Source organism: Methyloversatilis discipulorum, assembly GCF_000385375.1.
GTDB lineage: Bacteria > Pseudomonadota > Gammaproteobacteria > Burkholderiales > Rhodocyclaceae > Methyloversatilis > Methyloversatilis discipulorum_A.
The window spans coordinates 3,482,624-3,497,019 of sequence record NZ_ARVV01000001.1; the positions used below are offsets into that span (position 1 = coordinate 3,482,624).

Sequence of the window (14,396 nt, forward strand, 5' to 3'; positions counted from 1 at the left end):
ATGGCGTTGCGCGCGCAGCGGCGCCACAATGCGGTGATCACAACAAGAGGAGACACCGCATGAGACTGCTCGGCGCACTCGGCATACTCGTACTCGGCCTGCTGGCCGCCTTCGTCATCGCCAACTGGCACGTGCTGGCGGCACCGGTCGAGGTGTCGCTGCTGGTGGCAACGATCGTTGCCCCCGCGGGCGTCATCCTGCTCGGCGGCACCGCACTGCTGCTCGTACTGCTCGGCGCCTACACGCTCAGCCTGCACACCTCCACCCTGCTCGAAGCACGCCGCCACGCCAAGGAACTGCGCGAACAGCGCCTGCTCGCCGACCAGGCCGAAGCCTCGCGCTTCACCGAACTGAACGCCGCGATGCAGAAGGAATTCGCCGACCTCAGGGTCGAACTGCAGAAGGTGTCGGTGGAGTCATCGAACTCGCTCGCCGCCGCCATCGGCGAGGTCGAGGACAAGCTGGATCGGGCGCTGGGTACGACGGGGGCGGCGACTGGATTGACGCAGAGATCTATTTCGTAAGACGCGTCGCGCGGCCAGTGCAAGGCTGGCCGCGAAGTTTGGCGCTCTTACCTACGCATCTCTCCGTGGTCAGGATCGCGATGGTGAGCGCGGACCACGAGAATTCGCAGTCGGCCATCGATTTCGCGATAGATCACCGAGTAGGGAAACTCATGCAGCGGATGCACCCGCCTCAATTCGTCCGCCGGCGTACCGATGCCGGGGTATTCGAGCAGCAGCTCCACCACCCGCTCGAATTCGCTCAGAAAGCGGTTCGCCAGCATGACACCGCCCTCGCGCCGGTAGAACTGTGCCGCCTCCAGCAAGTCGAGTTCCGCGCCACGGTGAAGGCTGTATGTCATCCGAGGCTGGCCCGGATACGCGCGATCGCCTCCGGGCCGGACACAAGTGCCGATGGATCGGCGTCCGCCTCGGCGTCGCGTTGTGCAGCGAGGGCGTTCCAGCGGGCATCCCGCTCGCGGTCTGCATCGAGACTGCTGATCACTTGATCCAACAGACGTGCGCGATCCGTTGCGGGCAACTGAAGAACCTGTTGAACCAGGAGTTCTATAGGAGCAGCCATCGTGTTACCTCCTGTTCGGGAATGCGAAGGGTGCCATAACGCTCATTCTGAGCTCAAGACAAGCGGAAGCGTAAATCAAGGCCGGAGTTCCGGCGCACCGCTCTCGCTCTGTGACACCTTGCTCGCGAGGCACTGCCCGGCCCGCTGGCGCAGCACGTTGTCACGAGGGCCCTAGGCCCTCACTCGCGTATCTCCGGCTCCACGAGCAGGGTCAGCAACTGCAGCGACTGCTGCCAGCCCAGGTAGCAGCCTTCGGGCGGAATGACGGCCGGAATGCCCTCCTGCACGATGTTCATGTCGACGCCGCAGGACACGGTCTTCAGCGTCACCGTCGTCTGCATGGTGCCCGGCAGGTTCGGATCGTCGAACACCGCCGTGTAGCGCAGCGTCTGTCCGGGAATCAGCTCCAGATACTCGCCGCCGAAGGAATGGCTATGACCGGTCGTCAGGTTGGTAAAGGACATCCGGTACCTGCCACCGACGCGCGGCTCCATCAGATGGACCGTGCCGATATAGCCGTGCGGCGGCAGCCATTTGGCCCATGCGTCGGGATCAAGGAAAGCGCGATAGACGCGGTCGGCAGTCGAAGGAATGACGCGATGAAGCCGGACGGTATGGGTAGACATGATGAACTCCGTTGCCGAGGACGACCCTCTGTTCACACGACGGATGGCAGGCGCCGGTTTCGACAGGGCGGCGTGCCCCGTCGCTGCTCCGGCCTGTCCTGTCAGACCGCGGGGGCGATCGCGCTTGAAGGCACCTGATAGCGCAGTTCGGCGAAGCCCGTGCCCACCTGCCTGACCGACAGGAGCACCAGCGGCGGGCTGGTGAGCTGGCGGGGAAACAGCGGCTTGCCCCTGCCCAGCGTGACTGACCCCACCTGCACGATGATCTCGTCCAGCAGCCCGGCGTCATGGAACTGCCCGGCCAGATCGCCACCGCCGACGATCCAGATATTCCTGTCGCCCGCCGCCGCCCGCATGGCGCCATGCACGGGTCGCACATCGCCCCGGACGAAGCGGATGTCGGCGCCGGGAACGGTTGGCAGGGTCCGCTTCGAAAACACCCACGTCGGCTGGCTGTAAGGCCAGGCCGCGCCGGTTTCCGCGGCCACCGTGTCCGCGTGACGCAGCATCCATTCATAGGTGGACGACCCCATCGCCAGCGCACCGACCTCGGCGATGAAGGCCGGGTAGCTCGTGTCACTGACGTCGCCCAGCGGAAACAGCCAGTCCAGCGAGTCGTCCTCGGTGGCGATGAATCCGTCGAGGCTGGTGGCGGTGTAGTACTGGGTTCTCATGGAAGTACCTCGGGGAAAGTGCGGACGGACGTTCCGGCGTGGGGCTGCCGGGCGCTGTCGGCCACGGACAACATGTTCTCCGGTCTCACGTAACGAGATGACCTGTGATGGGTGGAACGGCGAAGCCGCGGTAACGAGCCGGTCGTCCGCGCCGATCTGTCCGCTAGGCTACGTGCTCAGGCAGATGCACGATATTGCCCTCCGGGTCGCAGACATTGCGCACCTGCATGCCGGGGCCCGGCCACACCGGCCCCCAGACCCGTCCGCCACATTGCTCCGCAATGCGCTCCGCCGCCACCAGACTTTCAACCGTGAAGAAGGGCTTGATGGCCTGCCCCTCACGCGCCACCGGCGGCTCCTCAATGACGATGGAACGGCTGTACTGCTCGGGGATGGCGTGGATGATGAGCTGGACGTCAGGCGCCTGCAGGACTCTGTGTTCGTCGTCTGCATGCAGCACCTCGGCGCTCAGGACCTGTTCGTAGAAGGCGGAAACGGACGACAGATTCTTCGCGTAGATGAGCACACCGGTTCGTGCGGGGCCGGACATCGGGATCTCCATGTTGAAAAGACTTTCGAACTGGTGGGTATCAGCGCTGAGCGGTGCACCGCGTGAAAGTGCGGCTGCAATTCGCTCGATGGACCAACGCACCAGGAAAGACCATCCGGTTCATGCGCCAAGAAGCTCCAAGAACCGTGACAGTCGGCGATTGTAAGGTGCTGCCCCACACTGGCCCGCTCACGCCGGCACGTGCACCGTGGCCTTGATGTGCTTCAGGTTCGTCACGATGGTGAAGCTCATCAGCACCAGCAGTGACCATGCGCTCCACTTGGTCACATGAACGGCCGCCCACGCGCCGAGCTGATGCGGATACGCCCACAGGCCGAAGAAGGTGCCGATGTTCTCGGCGAGCCAGATGAAAAACCCGATCAGCACCAGCGCCAGTGACAGCGGCATGCGGCGATCGACACGGTGCGGCCGGAAGACCACCTGCGCCCGTGCGTACAGACCCAGCGCGGCGGCGGCCAGGTACCACCGGTAATCGCCGATGAAGTGGTGGGTGAAGAAGTTCAGGTAGAGCGCAGTCGCCACCAGCCCGGCCATCCAGTATGGCGGGTGATGCTCGACCCGCAACTGCAGCAGCCGCCACGCCTGGATGATGTAGCTGCCCACCGCCGCGTACATGAAGCCGGAAAACAGCGGAACGCCCAGAAGCTTCGTGTACGCGAAGTCCGGATAGGACCACGAACGGATGCCGCTGGACGTCTTGAAAACCTCGAGCGCGAAGCCAAGCAGATGGAACAGACAGATGGCCTTCAGCTCATCGAGCGTCTCGCGGCCGCTCCAGAGCATCCACCCCTGAATCACCAGCGCGATCAGCAGCAGCATGTCGTATCGGGACAGCCCCAGCACCCCAGTCCGCGGAACGCAGAAAACCGCGACAAAGAACAGCCCGGCAAACAGGCATGCCTGAGCTTCCTTCCAGGTGAACTGCAGGAACTCGACGCCGATCCCGGCGATCCGCGCTCGCGCATCCGTTGCAGGTGAGAATGAAGCTTCAGGCATCAGTCGGTGTCGACCGACAGGTTAAACGGCATTCAGTACCTCACTCGCGATCTCTTCGATGCCTGAAACGATGGGTGCAAGGGACTGCCACTCTCTCGGCAGTTCGCGCCACCAGTTGAATTCGCAAAAGCTAGCTCCGCGCCATACCCTAAGGCGGTATGAAGTCTCGTGGATACCCAATTCACTGGATGCAACAAGCGGAGTCCGCACCGCGGTCACCTGCATCAGAATTGCTTGCGCGCGCTCCGCATCAACCTTCCGAGGTTCGACGCTTCTCAACGTGGCCTCCGGTTCATGCTCCATCCAATCCAGAGCTTGATACTGATGCGCTTGAATCTCAGCGCACGCAGTTGTTGGTGGGTGCGGAATGGTGAGCCGTGCAAAAACTCCCACGATGTGAGGGCGCTCAAGTGGAGGGCATACCCGCAGTTCCACCATCGTCGAACTCATAGCCGTCCTTCGGTGCTGATTAACGCTCGCGCTCAGGGGCGCACCCGCCGAAGGCGGGGACGTCCCTCTGCAGCGCCTTGTTGGGCGACAACGGCTTAGTTGCTGGAGCGTGCATGCCAGTCTTTGGCTCCTGGAAACGCTGGATCGAGCCTGAGACACTGCTCGAAATCGATGAGCGCATTTGCTTTATCGCGCATCTCTAAATGGGCTATGCCTCGCTCAAAATATGCCCTTGGCCGATTGGGTTCTGCTTTGATCAGGCGACCGCTATACGATGACCGCCAAGATCGGAAATATCCGATGCTGAGATCACCTTCGCATCATAGACATCACCCCCTGTCAGGAGCGCCTTCAGGATGCGGTGTGCACCGAGGACGGTCAGCAAAAATGCTTCGACAAAATACTGCGCGGCTTGGCTGATGGACCGGCTGATGCTCATGTATTTGTCGCCCAACGTGAAGGTGACCGGCGCCTTGCCGCAACGTGTCCGAGTCGACCGATCTGTTAGCTTTCAGCTTCCGGCCCCCGTGCCCGCACGATTCACAGCTTGACGTTCCTCAGGATGTTTTTGCGCAATTCGGCTTCAGCAACAGATCGCTCCAAAGCCAGTCGTTGCTCACGTTCAGCGCGAGCATTGAGCTCTTGCTGTTGCTGGACATATCCGCGGTTCGCAGCAGCTACATAGTTCTTCGCGTGATCCACCACTTGCTGCACCAATCGTTCATCGTCCCTGATGTTCAGCGTCAGCGTGCTCCCTCGGACTTGAAACGCTTCCGGACCGTATCCCATGATCGCCGAGTGCCCGCCCCGCGGGTTGTGGAACTCCTGCGCCCACCCTGAGGGGACATTCCGACTGAGCTGAAGTGTCAGCAGGCCCCTGGAATAGTCGAGACCAACAAGAGTGATCGGCTCGAACTCCAACGCTCCGGCAGTCGGAACCACCTGCTTCCTGGTTGCCTCGTACTGCTGCAGCGCGACGAATGCGTTCTTTCGTCCAATCAGCTCCTTTTTGATGTCCTCGATCGACTGGAACCGCTTCTGAGGGTCCTGCTGAATCATCCCGTCGACAAGGTCGTCGATGTACGAGTATTCCGGGCTCACGGCTGCAACTCTTATAAATCCTGCTCCTTGCGGCACTTCACCGGTGAAAAGCTCGTTCAGAAGCAGGCCCAACGAGTAGATATCTGCGCGATGGTCAACTTTCGCGCCTCGCACCCTCTGCTCGGGGGCCGAGTAGAGAAAGTTTGCTAATCGCGAAGCGACCTTGGTCTCGACTGCCGTGTATATCTCCTCCACTTCAAAGTGAGCGATGCCGAAATCGGAAAGAACAAGTCTGGCACCCGCCTGATCCCACAGTACGTTTTCGGGCTTTACGTCCCGGTGCCAGACATTGGAGAGGTGCGCAGCTTCGACTCCGTCAAGCACCTGTGAGAACGCCTTCAGCGCGTCTCCAGGCGAAAGCCCAGGCATGTGAGTCCTGAGCGTGCCGGTGTATCGACGCATGACGTAAAAGGGAACCTTGACACCCTTCAATAGCGCTGCGCCGGTGTCGAGCACCTTCACTATGTTCGGATGGTCCTGCCGCTGGCAGAAGGCGATCTCGTTCTTAAACCGCTTGAGTCGATCGGCGTTAACTCGTTCCGGAGCTAAGCACTTCAAGGCGAACGTCTCGCCCGCGACATTTCGGACCTCGTACACCATGCCGGCGCCACCTTCGCCGATGACGCTGACACTGGTGTACGAGTCGAATGGGGTTTCAAACGGAGGAGGTTTGGCCATTTCTGAAAGCTAACGTGGAAGTATGCGGACGCCGGAGCGCGAAGCGCGGAGGGAACCACAAGCGCAGCTTGTGGCGGTCCGCTTGACTGTAGGGTTAGACACCATTCTCAAACCAGATCTCATCAAGATCTTCCGCTTGCCCGCGAAACGGCATGGGCTTGTGGTGGTCATTGAGAGCAGAGGGCGGTTCGCCCGCAATGATGCTCCGATGCATTTGCAGCAAGTGACTCAGGCTTTCGCCTGCATACATGTTGTTTGGCCAAGATGACTCAGCGCCATGCCGCAGCAACAACGCAGCGTATGCCCGCTCGCTCGCGGCCCAAAATTCAATCCGATCCAACTCACTTAGACCTCTCAGATCGAATTCGCAGAACGGTGATGTTCGTTCAGCTTTGTCTGCGAGCCACGCCTTCAGCCGTGCATGCGTATCAGCCACCTCTTTGGAAATCAGAACGAGCATCCCGCAGAAGCCCAGATTCGATCGGTCTAATGCGCGCCCATCCTCAAGAAGAAGAATCGCTGCCATGCTGTCTAACGTGCTAGGTCAGCGGCGGTCGAAGGCCGTCCGCTGGAGCGGTGGGTTGGGCGTCTGCTTCGCGGCCAAGTAGCTCCACAAGGGTGAAGTGCGCGATTCGTTCGGCACCGGCCATGAAGAACCCCTCCTGGCCCACGCGTAGCCACTGCCGCAGATCTTGTCGGTACTCCGGCTGGTCGAACAACACCCACATAGTGGCGGTTCCACATTCCAGCGGTTCATCAGTCTCCGGAATGGGTTCGCGCCCCACTGACTCGAACTCCGGCCAAATAGACCACTGTCGAGTCTGGTCGTCGTCGGCCGCCCAATGCACGTTGCAGCGCATGTGTTGAAAGAGGCGCTGACGCGCCGGCAGCCGCTTATACGCGACTCTAAAGTCCGGAGCCCTTCCCGTTTTCTCGGTGTAGCTGCTCATGACGTCCAACGTGAGGTCGACGCCAGATTTGGCGAGTAAGCCGGCGTCTGTCCGGATAAGCAAACAAACCGGACGCCGGATTTTCTTTTCATTTCAAAACCCTCCGTCTACCTACTCGTTTACTCACGGTACGAAAGAGGCCGTGAAACCGGACACCCCGCCAACCTGCGTCCGCAGTCGTCTGAATTCCATTCAATTATGCACGGAATGGATAAGCACGCGGCCGCGGCGCGCACGCCCTACTTGAACGAGAACACATACCTCACATCCACTGCCTGCTCGGTCCCCGTGCTGCCGATCAGCGCGAGGTGGCGGGTGAGGTTCCAGGTGAGCTTGACGACGCTGGTGGCGCCGGCCACGCCTTGTTCGTAGGTGAGCAGCGCGTTCGATGACAGGCGCTTGCCGACGCTGACGACCTGGCCGCCGACGGTGGTCGTGTTGTTCGACGAGGTGACGACCTGGCTGCGCGGGCCGGTGGTCGTGCTGCTCTGGGTCAGCGCGATCTGGTCAAGGCCGAGCGCCTGCGCGAGCGAGCCGGTGATGCCTTCGCCCTCGCCGCCGAGCAGCGCGCTGGCGGCGGTGGCGAGCAGCGACAGGTCGGAGCCGCCGGCGCGGTCCTGGCCGCGGCCGAGCACGACCCACGACAGCTTTTCGCTGTCCGGCATGGCCGAGTCGGACACCAGCCGCACGCGCGGCTTCAGCACCGTGCCGCTGACTTCGACGCCGGCCTGCACCGGCAGGTTGGGGCGGATGGCGCGCACGTTGAGACCGGGGTTGGACACCGAGCCCTGGAAGCTGATGACGCCGCGCTCGATCACCAGGTCCTGACCGTAGGCGCGGTAGCGACCGTCGACGGTGCGGATGTTGCCGGTGGCGCGCAGGCCGCGGCCTTCGTCGCGCAGCGCGAGTTGGCCGGCCAGCCGCGTATCGAGCCCGCGGCCCTTGAAGTAGACGCGCTCGCCGAGATCGACGTCGATCGCCAGGCCGAGCGGCGGGCCGGCGGCTTCTTCCGGCGTGCGGCCCTTGATGACCACGTCGTCGCCGAGCGTGGGCGCCGACTGCTCCGGCACGGTGAACAGACCGGCGTCGGCCTTCAGCGCCAGCTGCAGCTTCATGCCCTCCTTGGCCGAGCCGCGCACCGTGCCATCGCCGGACAGCATGAGCCACTGTTCGCCGCCCTGCAGCGGCACGAAGCGGCGGATGGCGACCTCGATGTCGGCGCGCGTGGTGGCGAGGTCGACGCTGCCGCGCGCCGACAGCCGACCCGGTTCGCGCGTCAGGACGGCGGCGCCGAGCCGTGCATCCGGCGGCGGGCTGCGGTTGTCGCTTTCGAAGCTGAGCGACTGCAGCGTCAGGTGGTCGCCCTCGAACTGCGCGCGCAGTTCGCCGCGCTCCAGCTTCACACCGGCATCGACCAGCGCGAACGCCAGCGCGTCGCCGTCGATGCGGCCCGACAGTTCAGGTGCGCGCAGCGTGCCGGCCAGCTTCACGTCGCCGCGCAGCCGCCCGGCGGTACTCATGTCGAGGCGCAGCGTGCGACCGACCCAGGCGAGCGAGGGCACGTCCAGCGTCGCGCTGCCGCGCGTCGGCGCGTCGAGGTCGGGCTGCCACAGGCTGCCGTCGCGGCGCAGCGGCAGCGCCACCTCGGCGCGCGCCTCGCCGATGTCCGGCCCGGCCAGCACCGCCTTCGCCAGTGCTTCGCGGCCGGCGAAGGTCACATCGACGCGCGCCGCCGACAGCGCCAGTTCGTTGCGCGTTTCGCCCGACACCACCACGTTGCCGGCTTCGCGGAACAGCGACAGCGTGCCGTCGATGCGCTCGTCGCCGGCCAGCAGTGCGGCCAGCGACCAGTCGGCGCCGAGCTTCAGCGGCGCGCGCACATTGATGCCGGCGGCGCGGTCGCGCCACACCAGACGCAGCGGCACGCCGCGGGCGCGGCCGCGTGCATCGAGCCGCTCGGGTGTCCAGCCGGTGTGCGCCAGAACCAGTTCGCCACCGCCAGTCAGCGCAAAGCGCGCGTCGTCGAGCGTCGCCTGCTGCGGCGACGCGCTGAGCCGCGCGGGTGCGCTGAGCGTCGCACTCAGTTCGGACGAAATCACCAGCGCCAGCCGGTCGATGATGCCCGACCACGCCGGGCCGTCACCCAGCGCGCCGTGCGCGGCCAGCTTCAGCGACGGCTTGGCTGGCGTATCACCGCGCTCCGTCGGCAGCGCGCCGGCGACGATGTCGGCATCCAGCGTATGTGCGGCGCGCGTGCCTGCGATGTCGATGCGCAGCTGCTCGACCGGCACCGGCGCCTGCGGGCTGCGCAGGTCGGCGGCGTCGAGCGCGAGGCGCAGGCGACCGTCGGCCCCCGGAGCCAGTTCGGCATCGATGTCGGCGCGCGACACGCTGCCCAGTTCGCCCAGCGCCAGCGCGCGAGCCTGCAATTGCAGGCGTCCGTGCGGCGCCGGAAAGCTGCCGGCGAGGCGCCCGCTGCCGGACACGCGCCCGGCCAGCGTCTGCCCGGTGAATGCGCGCAGCGCCGCCAGATTGCGCGCGTCGAGGGTCCAGTCCAGCGCGTCCTGCGCGCCGCCGAAGCCACCCTGCGCGGTCAGACTGTTGCCCGACCAGTCGAGCGCGACATCGACGGCGGACAGGCGCTGCCCCTGCAGGCGCAGCGTCGCGCGGCCGGCCAGCGGTTCGCCGATCAGCGTGCTCGGCTCGATGTGCAGCGCGGCGCGCAGATCGATCTGCGGACCCAGACGGCCGGCGGCGTCGAAGCGGGCCGACAGCGACGCGGCCGGTGCCTTCACGAAGGCCGACGGATCGAACTTCTGCAGTCGACCGTCGACCGTGAAGGCCAGCGTGTCATCCAGCTTGAGCGTGCCGCGCACGCCGGCCTGAGCGCCGCGCGCGGAAAGATCGGCCTGCGCCAGCGTGAGCAGCGCGTCGGCGACATGGCCGCTCGCCTTCAGCGCGAGGCGGCTGGGGCCACGGTCGGCCAGGTCGACAACGAACTGCTGGCGCGCGCCCGAGGCCTGGATATCGATGCGCCCGCCGAGCTTCGTGCGCACACCCTGTGCGTGCAGTTGCGCGCTGTCGATGTCGCGCAGCGTCAGTGCGGCGGTGATCGGCAGGTCGCCGGCGCTGCGCCAGCCGACCTCGCCACTGACTGCGCCGCCGCCGGCCAGCGCGAGGCGCAGATCGCGCACATCGACCGCCGCCACGCTTGCTTCGATGCGTGCTGTCAGCGCGGTCACCGGTGCCCGGCCCTGATCGATACGGCCCGGCGCGGCGTTGGCCGCGCTCAGCGTGCCGGTCAGCGCAAGCGCGTCGCCATCGCGCGGCGCCAGATCGGCGCGCACCGTCCACCGACCGGACGGCGCCGATGGGTGCAGGCTGTGCGGATCGAATTCGTCGAGCGCCAGCTTCAGCGCCGCCAGCGGTTGCGCGGCGAACGGTCGCACGCCGACGCGCGCGGTACCCGACAGGCCATAGCCGCTGGCGCGCAGATCGACGTCGGCCGCTTCGGCCAGCGCGCCGCCCAGCGTGGCCTGCGCCGCGTAGTCGGCCGCCTTGAAGTTCAGTTCGCCGTTCAGCGCGAAGGGCGCGGCGCCGTCGAGCTGCAACCGGCCGTCGAGCGCGCCCCAGGGCGTGCCGAGCGACAGCGAATCCAGGCGGTGCGTACGCCCGTCAGATTCCACTTGCGCGTGCAGCGCGTCGAGCACGATGTTGTCGACCGCAGGCCTCGCGTAGTCGGCGAGCACCAGCCGTTCGATCTCGACCTGCGCGGCAAGCGACAGCGGCAGTTCGAGGCTGGTTGGCACCACCGGCGCCTCGTCGCTGGGCGAGGTGGCGATGCGCAGTTCGTCGACCGACAGCCGTGCGATATCGAGCCGGCCGCGCAGCAGCGCCGAGGCGCTCCAGTCGAGCGCCACCGTCCGCGCGTCGATGCGCAGGCTGCCGTCGTCATGCACCAGCCGCGCCAGACGCGGCGTGTCGACCAGGCTGCCACTCGCGACTTCGATCTGCAGCGCCGGCACGGCCCACTGCGCAGCCGCGGCCACTGCCCGCAAGCCGCTCTGCGTCGCCAGCGCCCAATAGACGAGGAGCACGGGCAAGGCAAGCAGCGCGAGGTCGGTGAAGGCCAGCCCGAATAGCTGGCGTCGGCGGCGCGGCGGCGGCGCGGAATTGTCTGCAGGTTCGCTTTCGGTCATCGCTCAGTCAGGCATGCGTGTCCGGACCTGACAGCGTCCGGGCACCGGCGTTCGCGCGTCAGCTTTCGCGCATCGAACGACGGGTCACGTTGATCACCGGATCGAGCAGGTAGTCGAGCATGCTGCGCTCGCGCGTACGCAGGAAGGCCTCGACCGGCATGCCCGGCTCGATGCGCTCGGCCGGCCGGGCGTCGAGCGTCACGTGCACGGTGTAGTAAGGATTGCCGTGCGCCGGATCGATCAGGCGGTCGGCCGACACATAGCTCACCTTTCCGCTGACCAGCGGCGTCGTGCGGGCGTTGTAGGCGGCCAGCCGGACTTCGGCCGGCATGCCGGTGTGCACCTCTTCCACGTCCTGCGGCTGCACCCGGACCTCGACCACCAGCGCGGTTTCGTCCGGCACGATGTCCACGATGGGTTCCCCGGCGCGCACGACGCCGCCCACGGTATGCACCTGCAAGTTCACCGCGCGGCCGGCCACCGGCGCAATGACCTCCTTGCGCAGGCTGCTGTCCTTCGCGGGGTTCAGCCGCGCCTGCAGGTCGAGCAGCTTGCGCCCGGTCAGTTGCGCCTCGTCGACCGCGCGCTGCACGAAGTCGGCACGCAGCTGCGCCTTGCGCAGCCGGAAGTCGCCGATGTTCTGCCGCGTGCGCGACAGCATGGCCTGGTGCTCGGCCATTTCCGCCTCGCGTATCGCCAGGCCGCTGCGCAGTTCGAGCAGCCGCGTGTGCTGGATGAATTTCTGCTCGGCCAGTTTCTCCGACGCCTGCAATTGCTCGCGCAATGCCGCCACTGCTCGCTGGTCGGCCTCGACCTGCACCTGCACGTCGGACGCTTCGCGCTGCGCCTCGACCGCCTGCGCTTCGAGCAGAGCCAACTGCTCGCGCAGGTTGTCGCGCCGCGTGCGGAACAGCCGCTGTTCGCCGTCGATCAGGCTGCGGTAGCGCGGCGACGATGCGAGCTCGACGAGATCGTCGGGCAGCGCCAGTGCCGGCAGCTCGCGTTTTTCCGATTCGAGCCGCGCCAGCGTCAGCCGCTCGCCGATGATTTCGTTCTCGATCGCGTCGAGCGAGGCGTCGACGCGTGCGTCGCCGAGCACCAGCAGCACCTGCCCCGCCTGCACCACGTCGCCGTCGCGCACCCGCAGTTCGGCGACGATGCCGCCCTCCAGGTGCTGCACCGTCTTGCGTTCGCCGGAAACGCGCACTTCACCGCCGGCGACCACGGCGCCTGAAACCGGCGCCAGTTCCGCCCAGGCCAGCATCGCGGCCAGCGTGCCGCCGATCACCCACAGCCCGGCGCGGACCACGCGGTCGCGCGCCAGCGACGGCAGGCCGGCATCAAGCTCGATGGCCATGCTGCGCACCTCCCTGCTGTGCCGCTCTGTCATTCAACGCCGTCACGCGCGGGCTGCGCGTGACGCGGGCGGCAATCTCGGCGTAGTCACCGTACTGCTCGACCACGCCATCGCGCAGCACCAGCAGCTTGTCCATGCCCTGCAGCATGCGCGGCCGGTGCGCCACCACGACGGCGGTGATGCCGCGCTCGCGCAGCCGCGCCAGCATGTCGAGCAAGGCGTCCTCACCTTCGGCGTCGAGGTTGGCGTTCGGTTCGTCGAGCAGCACCAGCGCGGGCGCCCCGTAAAGCGCACGGGCGATGCCGACGCGTGCGCGCTGGCCCGCCGACAGCTGGGCACCGCCCTCGCCCACCTCGGTGTCGTAGCCCTGCGGCAGCCGCAGGATGAGTTCGTGCGCGCCGCACATGCGGGCGGCGTCGATCACCGCGTCGGCGTCCGGCGACGGCTGCATGCGGGCGATGTTCTCGGCCACCGTGCCGGGGAACAGTTCGACGTTCTGCGGCAGATAGCCGATTGCCGCGCCCAGCGTGTCCGGCGGGTAGTCCTGCAGCCGCGCGCCGTCGAGGCGCACGGCGCCGGACGCCGGTGTCCAGATGCCGGCCAGCAGGCGCAGCAAGGCGGTCTTGCCGGCACCGCTCGGGCCGATCACGGCCAGTTGCTGACCAGCCTGCAGCGAGAAACCGACGCCGCGCAGCAGCACGCGCTGGCCGGCCATCATAGTGAGGGCTTCGACGTCGACACGCCCGATCGGCCGCGGCAGCGGATGCGGCTCGCGCGCCTGCTCGCTGCCTTCGAGCAGCGACGAAAGCCTCGCCACCGACTCACGGAAGTCGAACAGGCTGCGCCAGCTCGACACGATGGCTTCGACCGGCGACAGCGCGCGTGCCAGGATCAGCGTGCCGGCCATCATGGCGCCGGAGCCGAGGTCGCCGCGCACCACCAGCCAGGCGCCGCAGCCGAGCATGAGCACCTGCAGGTAGAGACGGACGAAGCGCGTAAGGCCGGTCCAGGGAGCGCCGACCGCCTGCGACGCGGCACCGGCGCGGATCACCTCGTCGTTCAGCGCGCCCCAGCGGCGGCCCAGATCGGGCGCCATGCCCATCGCGCGGACCGCGTCGGCATTGCGCACCGAGGCGTCGATGAACTGCGAGGAGGCGCGCGACGCACGGGCCGACACTTCGTTGTAGTGACGGGTGACGCGGCTGTTGACCCAGGCGCAGACCAGCAGCACCAGCGCGCCCACGGTCGCCACGATGCCGAGCAGTGGATGGAAGACGAAGATGAGCAGCAGGAAGAGCGGCGCCCACGGCGCGTCGAACAGCGCGATCACGCCGGGCCCGGTCAGGAAACCACGCACATTGGCGATGTCGCGGATGTACTGGGTCTGCGCCGGATGGCCAGGCGATCCTGCCTCGGCGAACAGTCGCGTCACCACCTGCGGGCCGAGCGCGCGGTCCAACCCGAAGGCGCAAGACATCAGCAGGCGCGCGCGCACCTGGTCGAGCAGCATCATGCCGACCAGCGCGATCGTCGTGACCAGCGTCAGCATGACCAGGGTCGGCACGCTGCGGCTGGCGAACACGCGGTCGAACACCTCCAGCGTGTAGAAGGGCAAGGCCAGCGCGAGCAGGTTCAGCACCAGGCTGAACAGTGCAGCCCAGAAGAGATGCCGGCGACAGGCCTGGATGAAGGCGTTCAAGCGGAATCC

15 protein-coding genes are annotated in these 14,396 nt (G+C 66.3%); 1 reads left to right on the top strand and 14 read right to left on the bottom strand.

Translation table 11 applies throughout. The features are described from left to right. Positions 1–59 precede the first annotated feature (59 nt). Complete coding sequence (locus tag METRZ18153_RS20275; protein WP_020165728.1) at positions 60–524, top strand: hypothetical protein; 465 nt, start codon at positions 60–62, stop codon at positions 522–524. A gap of 47 nt (positions 525–571) precedes the next feature. Here the strand turns inward: METRZ18153_RS20275 and METRZ18153_RS0116240 are convergent, their stop codons facing one another. The 14 genes from METRZ18153_RS0116240 to METRZ18153_RS0116295 all read right to left on the bottom strand — a co-directional run bounded on the left by METRZ18153_RS0116240 (position 572) and on the right by METRZ18153_RS0116295 (position 14,387). Next, positions 572–865 carry a type II toxin-antitoxin system RelE/ParE family toxin gene (locus METRZ18153_RS0116240; protein ID WP_020165729.1) on the bottom strand — a complete coding sequence of 98 codons (294 nt, stop codon included), beginning with the start codon at positions 863–865 and terminating at the stop codon, positions 572–574. Next, positions 862–1,086: an addiction module protein gene (locus METRZ18153_RS0116245; RefSeq protein ID WP_020165730.1), complete on the bottom strand. Its 225-nt coding sequence runs from the start codon at positions 1,084–1,086 to the stop codon at positions 862–864. The genes METRZ18153_RS0116240 and METRZ18153_RS0116245 overlap by 4 nt, the downstream gene beginning before the upstream one ends. A gap of 179 nt (positions 1,087–1,265) precedes the next feature. Then, positions 1,266–1,712 carry an SRPBCC family protein gene (locus tag METRZ18153_RS0116250; protein WP_020165731.1) on the bottom strand — a complete coding sequence of 149 codons (447 nt, stop codon included), beginning with the start codon at positions 1,710–1,712 and terminating at the stop codon, positions 1,266–1,268. Positions 1,713–1,813: 101 nt separating this feature from the next. Further along, positions 1,814–2,386: a dihydrofolate reductase family protein gene (locus METRZ18153_RS0116255; protein WP_020165732.1), complete on the bottom strand. Its 573-nt coding sequence runs from the start codon at positions 2,384–2,386 to the stop codon at positions 1,814–1,816. 163 nt (positions 2,387–2,549) lie between these two features. Further along, entirely contained in the window at positions 2,550–3,038 is a 489-nt protein-coding gene (locus METRZ18153_RS0116260) for a VOC family protein (protein ID WP_232416069.1), read from the bottom strand. An 87-nt stretch (positions 3,039–3,125) separates the two neighbouring features. Further along, complete coding sequence (locus METRZ18153_RS0116265; protein WP_029143829.1) at positions 3,126–3,953, bottom strand: DUF817 domain-containing protein; 828 nt, start codon at positions 3,951–3,953, stop codon at positions 3,126–3,128. A 545-nt stretch (positions 3,954–4,498) separates the two neighbouring features. Further along, the gene (locus METRZ18153_RS21305; protein WP_415857704.1) at positions 4,499–4,705 is read right to left on the bottom strand and encodes a tetratricopeptide repeat protein; all 207 of its coding nucleotides are present in this window, start codon (positions 4,703–4,705) and stop codon (positions 4,499–4,501) included. Continuing rightward, positions 4,660–4,842 carry a hypothetical protein gene (locus METRZ18153_RS0116270; protein ID WP_020165735.1) on the bottom strand — a complete coding sequence of 61 codons (183 nt, stop codon included), beginning with the start codon at positions 4,840–4,842 and terminating at the stop codon, positions 4,660–4,662. Before METRZ18153_RS0116270 ends, METRZ18153_RS21305 begins: the two co-directional genes overlap by 46 nt. A gap of 101 nt (positions 4,843–4,943) precedes the next feature. Next, positions 4,944–6,182 (bottom strand): serine/threonine protein kinase, encoded by a 1,239-nt coding sequence (locus METRZ18153_RS0116275; RefSeq protein WP_020165736.1) that lies wholly within the window; start codon positions 6,180–6,182, stop codon positions 4,944–4,946. A 94-nt stretch (positions 6,183–6,276) separates the two neighbouring features. After that, on the bottom strand, positions 6,277–6,708 hold the full coding sequence (locus tag METRZ18153_RS20925; RefSeq protein WP_157257250.1) for a hypothetical protein: 432 nt from the start codon (positions 6,706–6,708) through the stop codon (positions 6,277–6,279). A gap of 13 nt (positions 6,709–6,721) precedes the next feature. Further along, entirely contained in the window at positions 6,722–7,132 is a 411-nt protein-coding gene (locus METRZ18153_RS0116280; protein ID WP_017901443.1) for a hypothetical protein, read from the bottom strand. 239 nt (positions 7,133–7,371) lie between these two features. After that, positions 7,372–11,331, bottom strand: coding sequence for a translocation/assembly module TamB domain-containing protein (locus METRZ18153_RS0116285; protein ID WP_020165738.1), 3,960 nt, complete (start codon positions 11,329–11,331; stop codon positions 7,372–7,374). A 58-nt stretch (positions 11,332–11,389) separates the two neighbouring features. Continuing rightward, positions 11,390–12,688, bottom strand: coding sequence for an HlyD family type I secretion periplasmic adaptor subunit (locus METRZ18153_RS0116290; protein WP_020165739.1), 1,299 nt, complete (start codon positions 12,686–12,688; stop codon positions 11,390–11,392). Next, complete coding sequence (locus METRZ18153_RS0116295; protein WP_020165740.1) at positions 12,672–14,387, bottom strand: type I secretion system permease/ATPase; 1,716 nt, start codon at positions 14,385–14,387, stop codon at positions 12,672–12,674. The genes METRZ18153_RS0116290 and METRZ18153_RS0116295 overlap by 17 nt, the downstream gene beginning before the upstream one ends. Between the last annotated feature and the right edge of the window lie 9 nt (positions 14,388–14,396).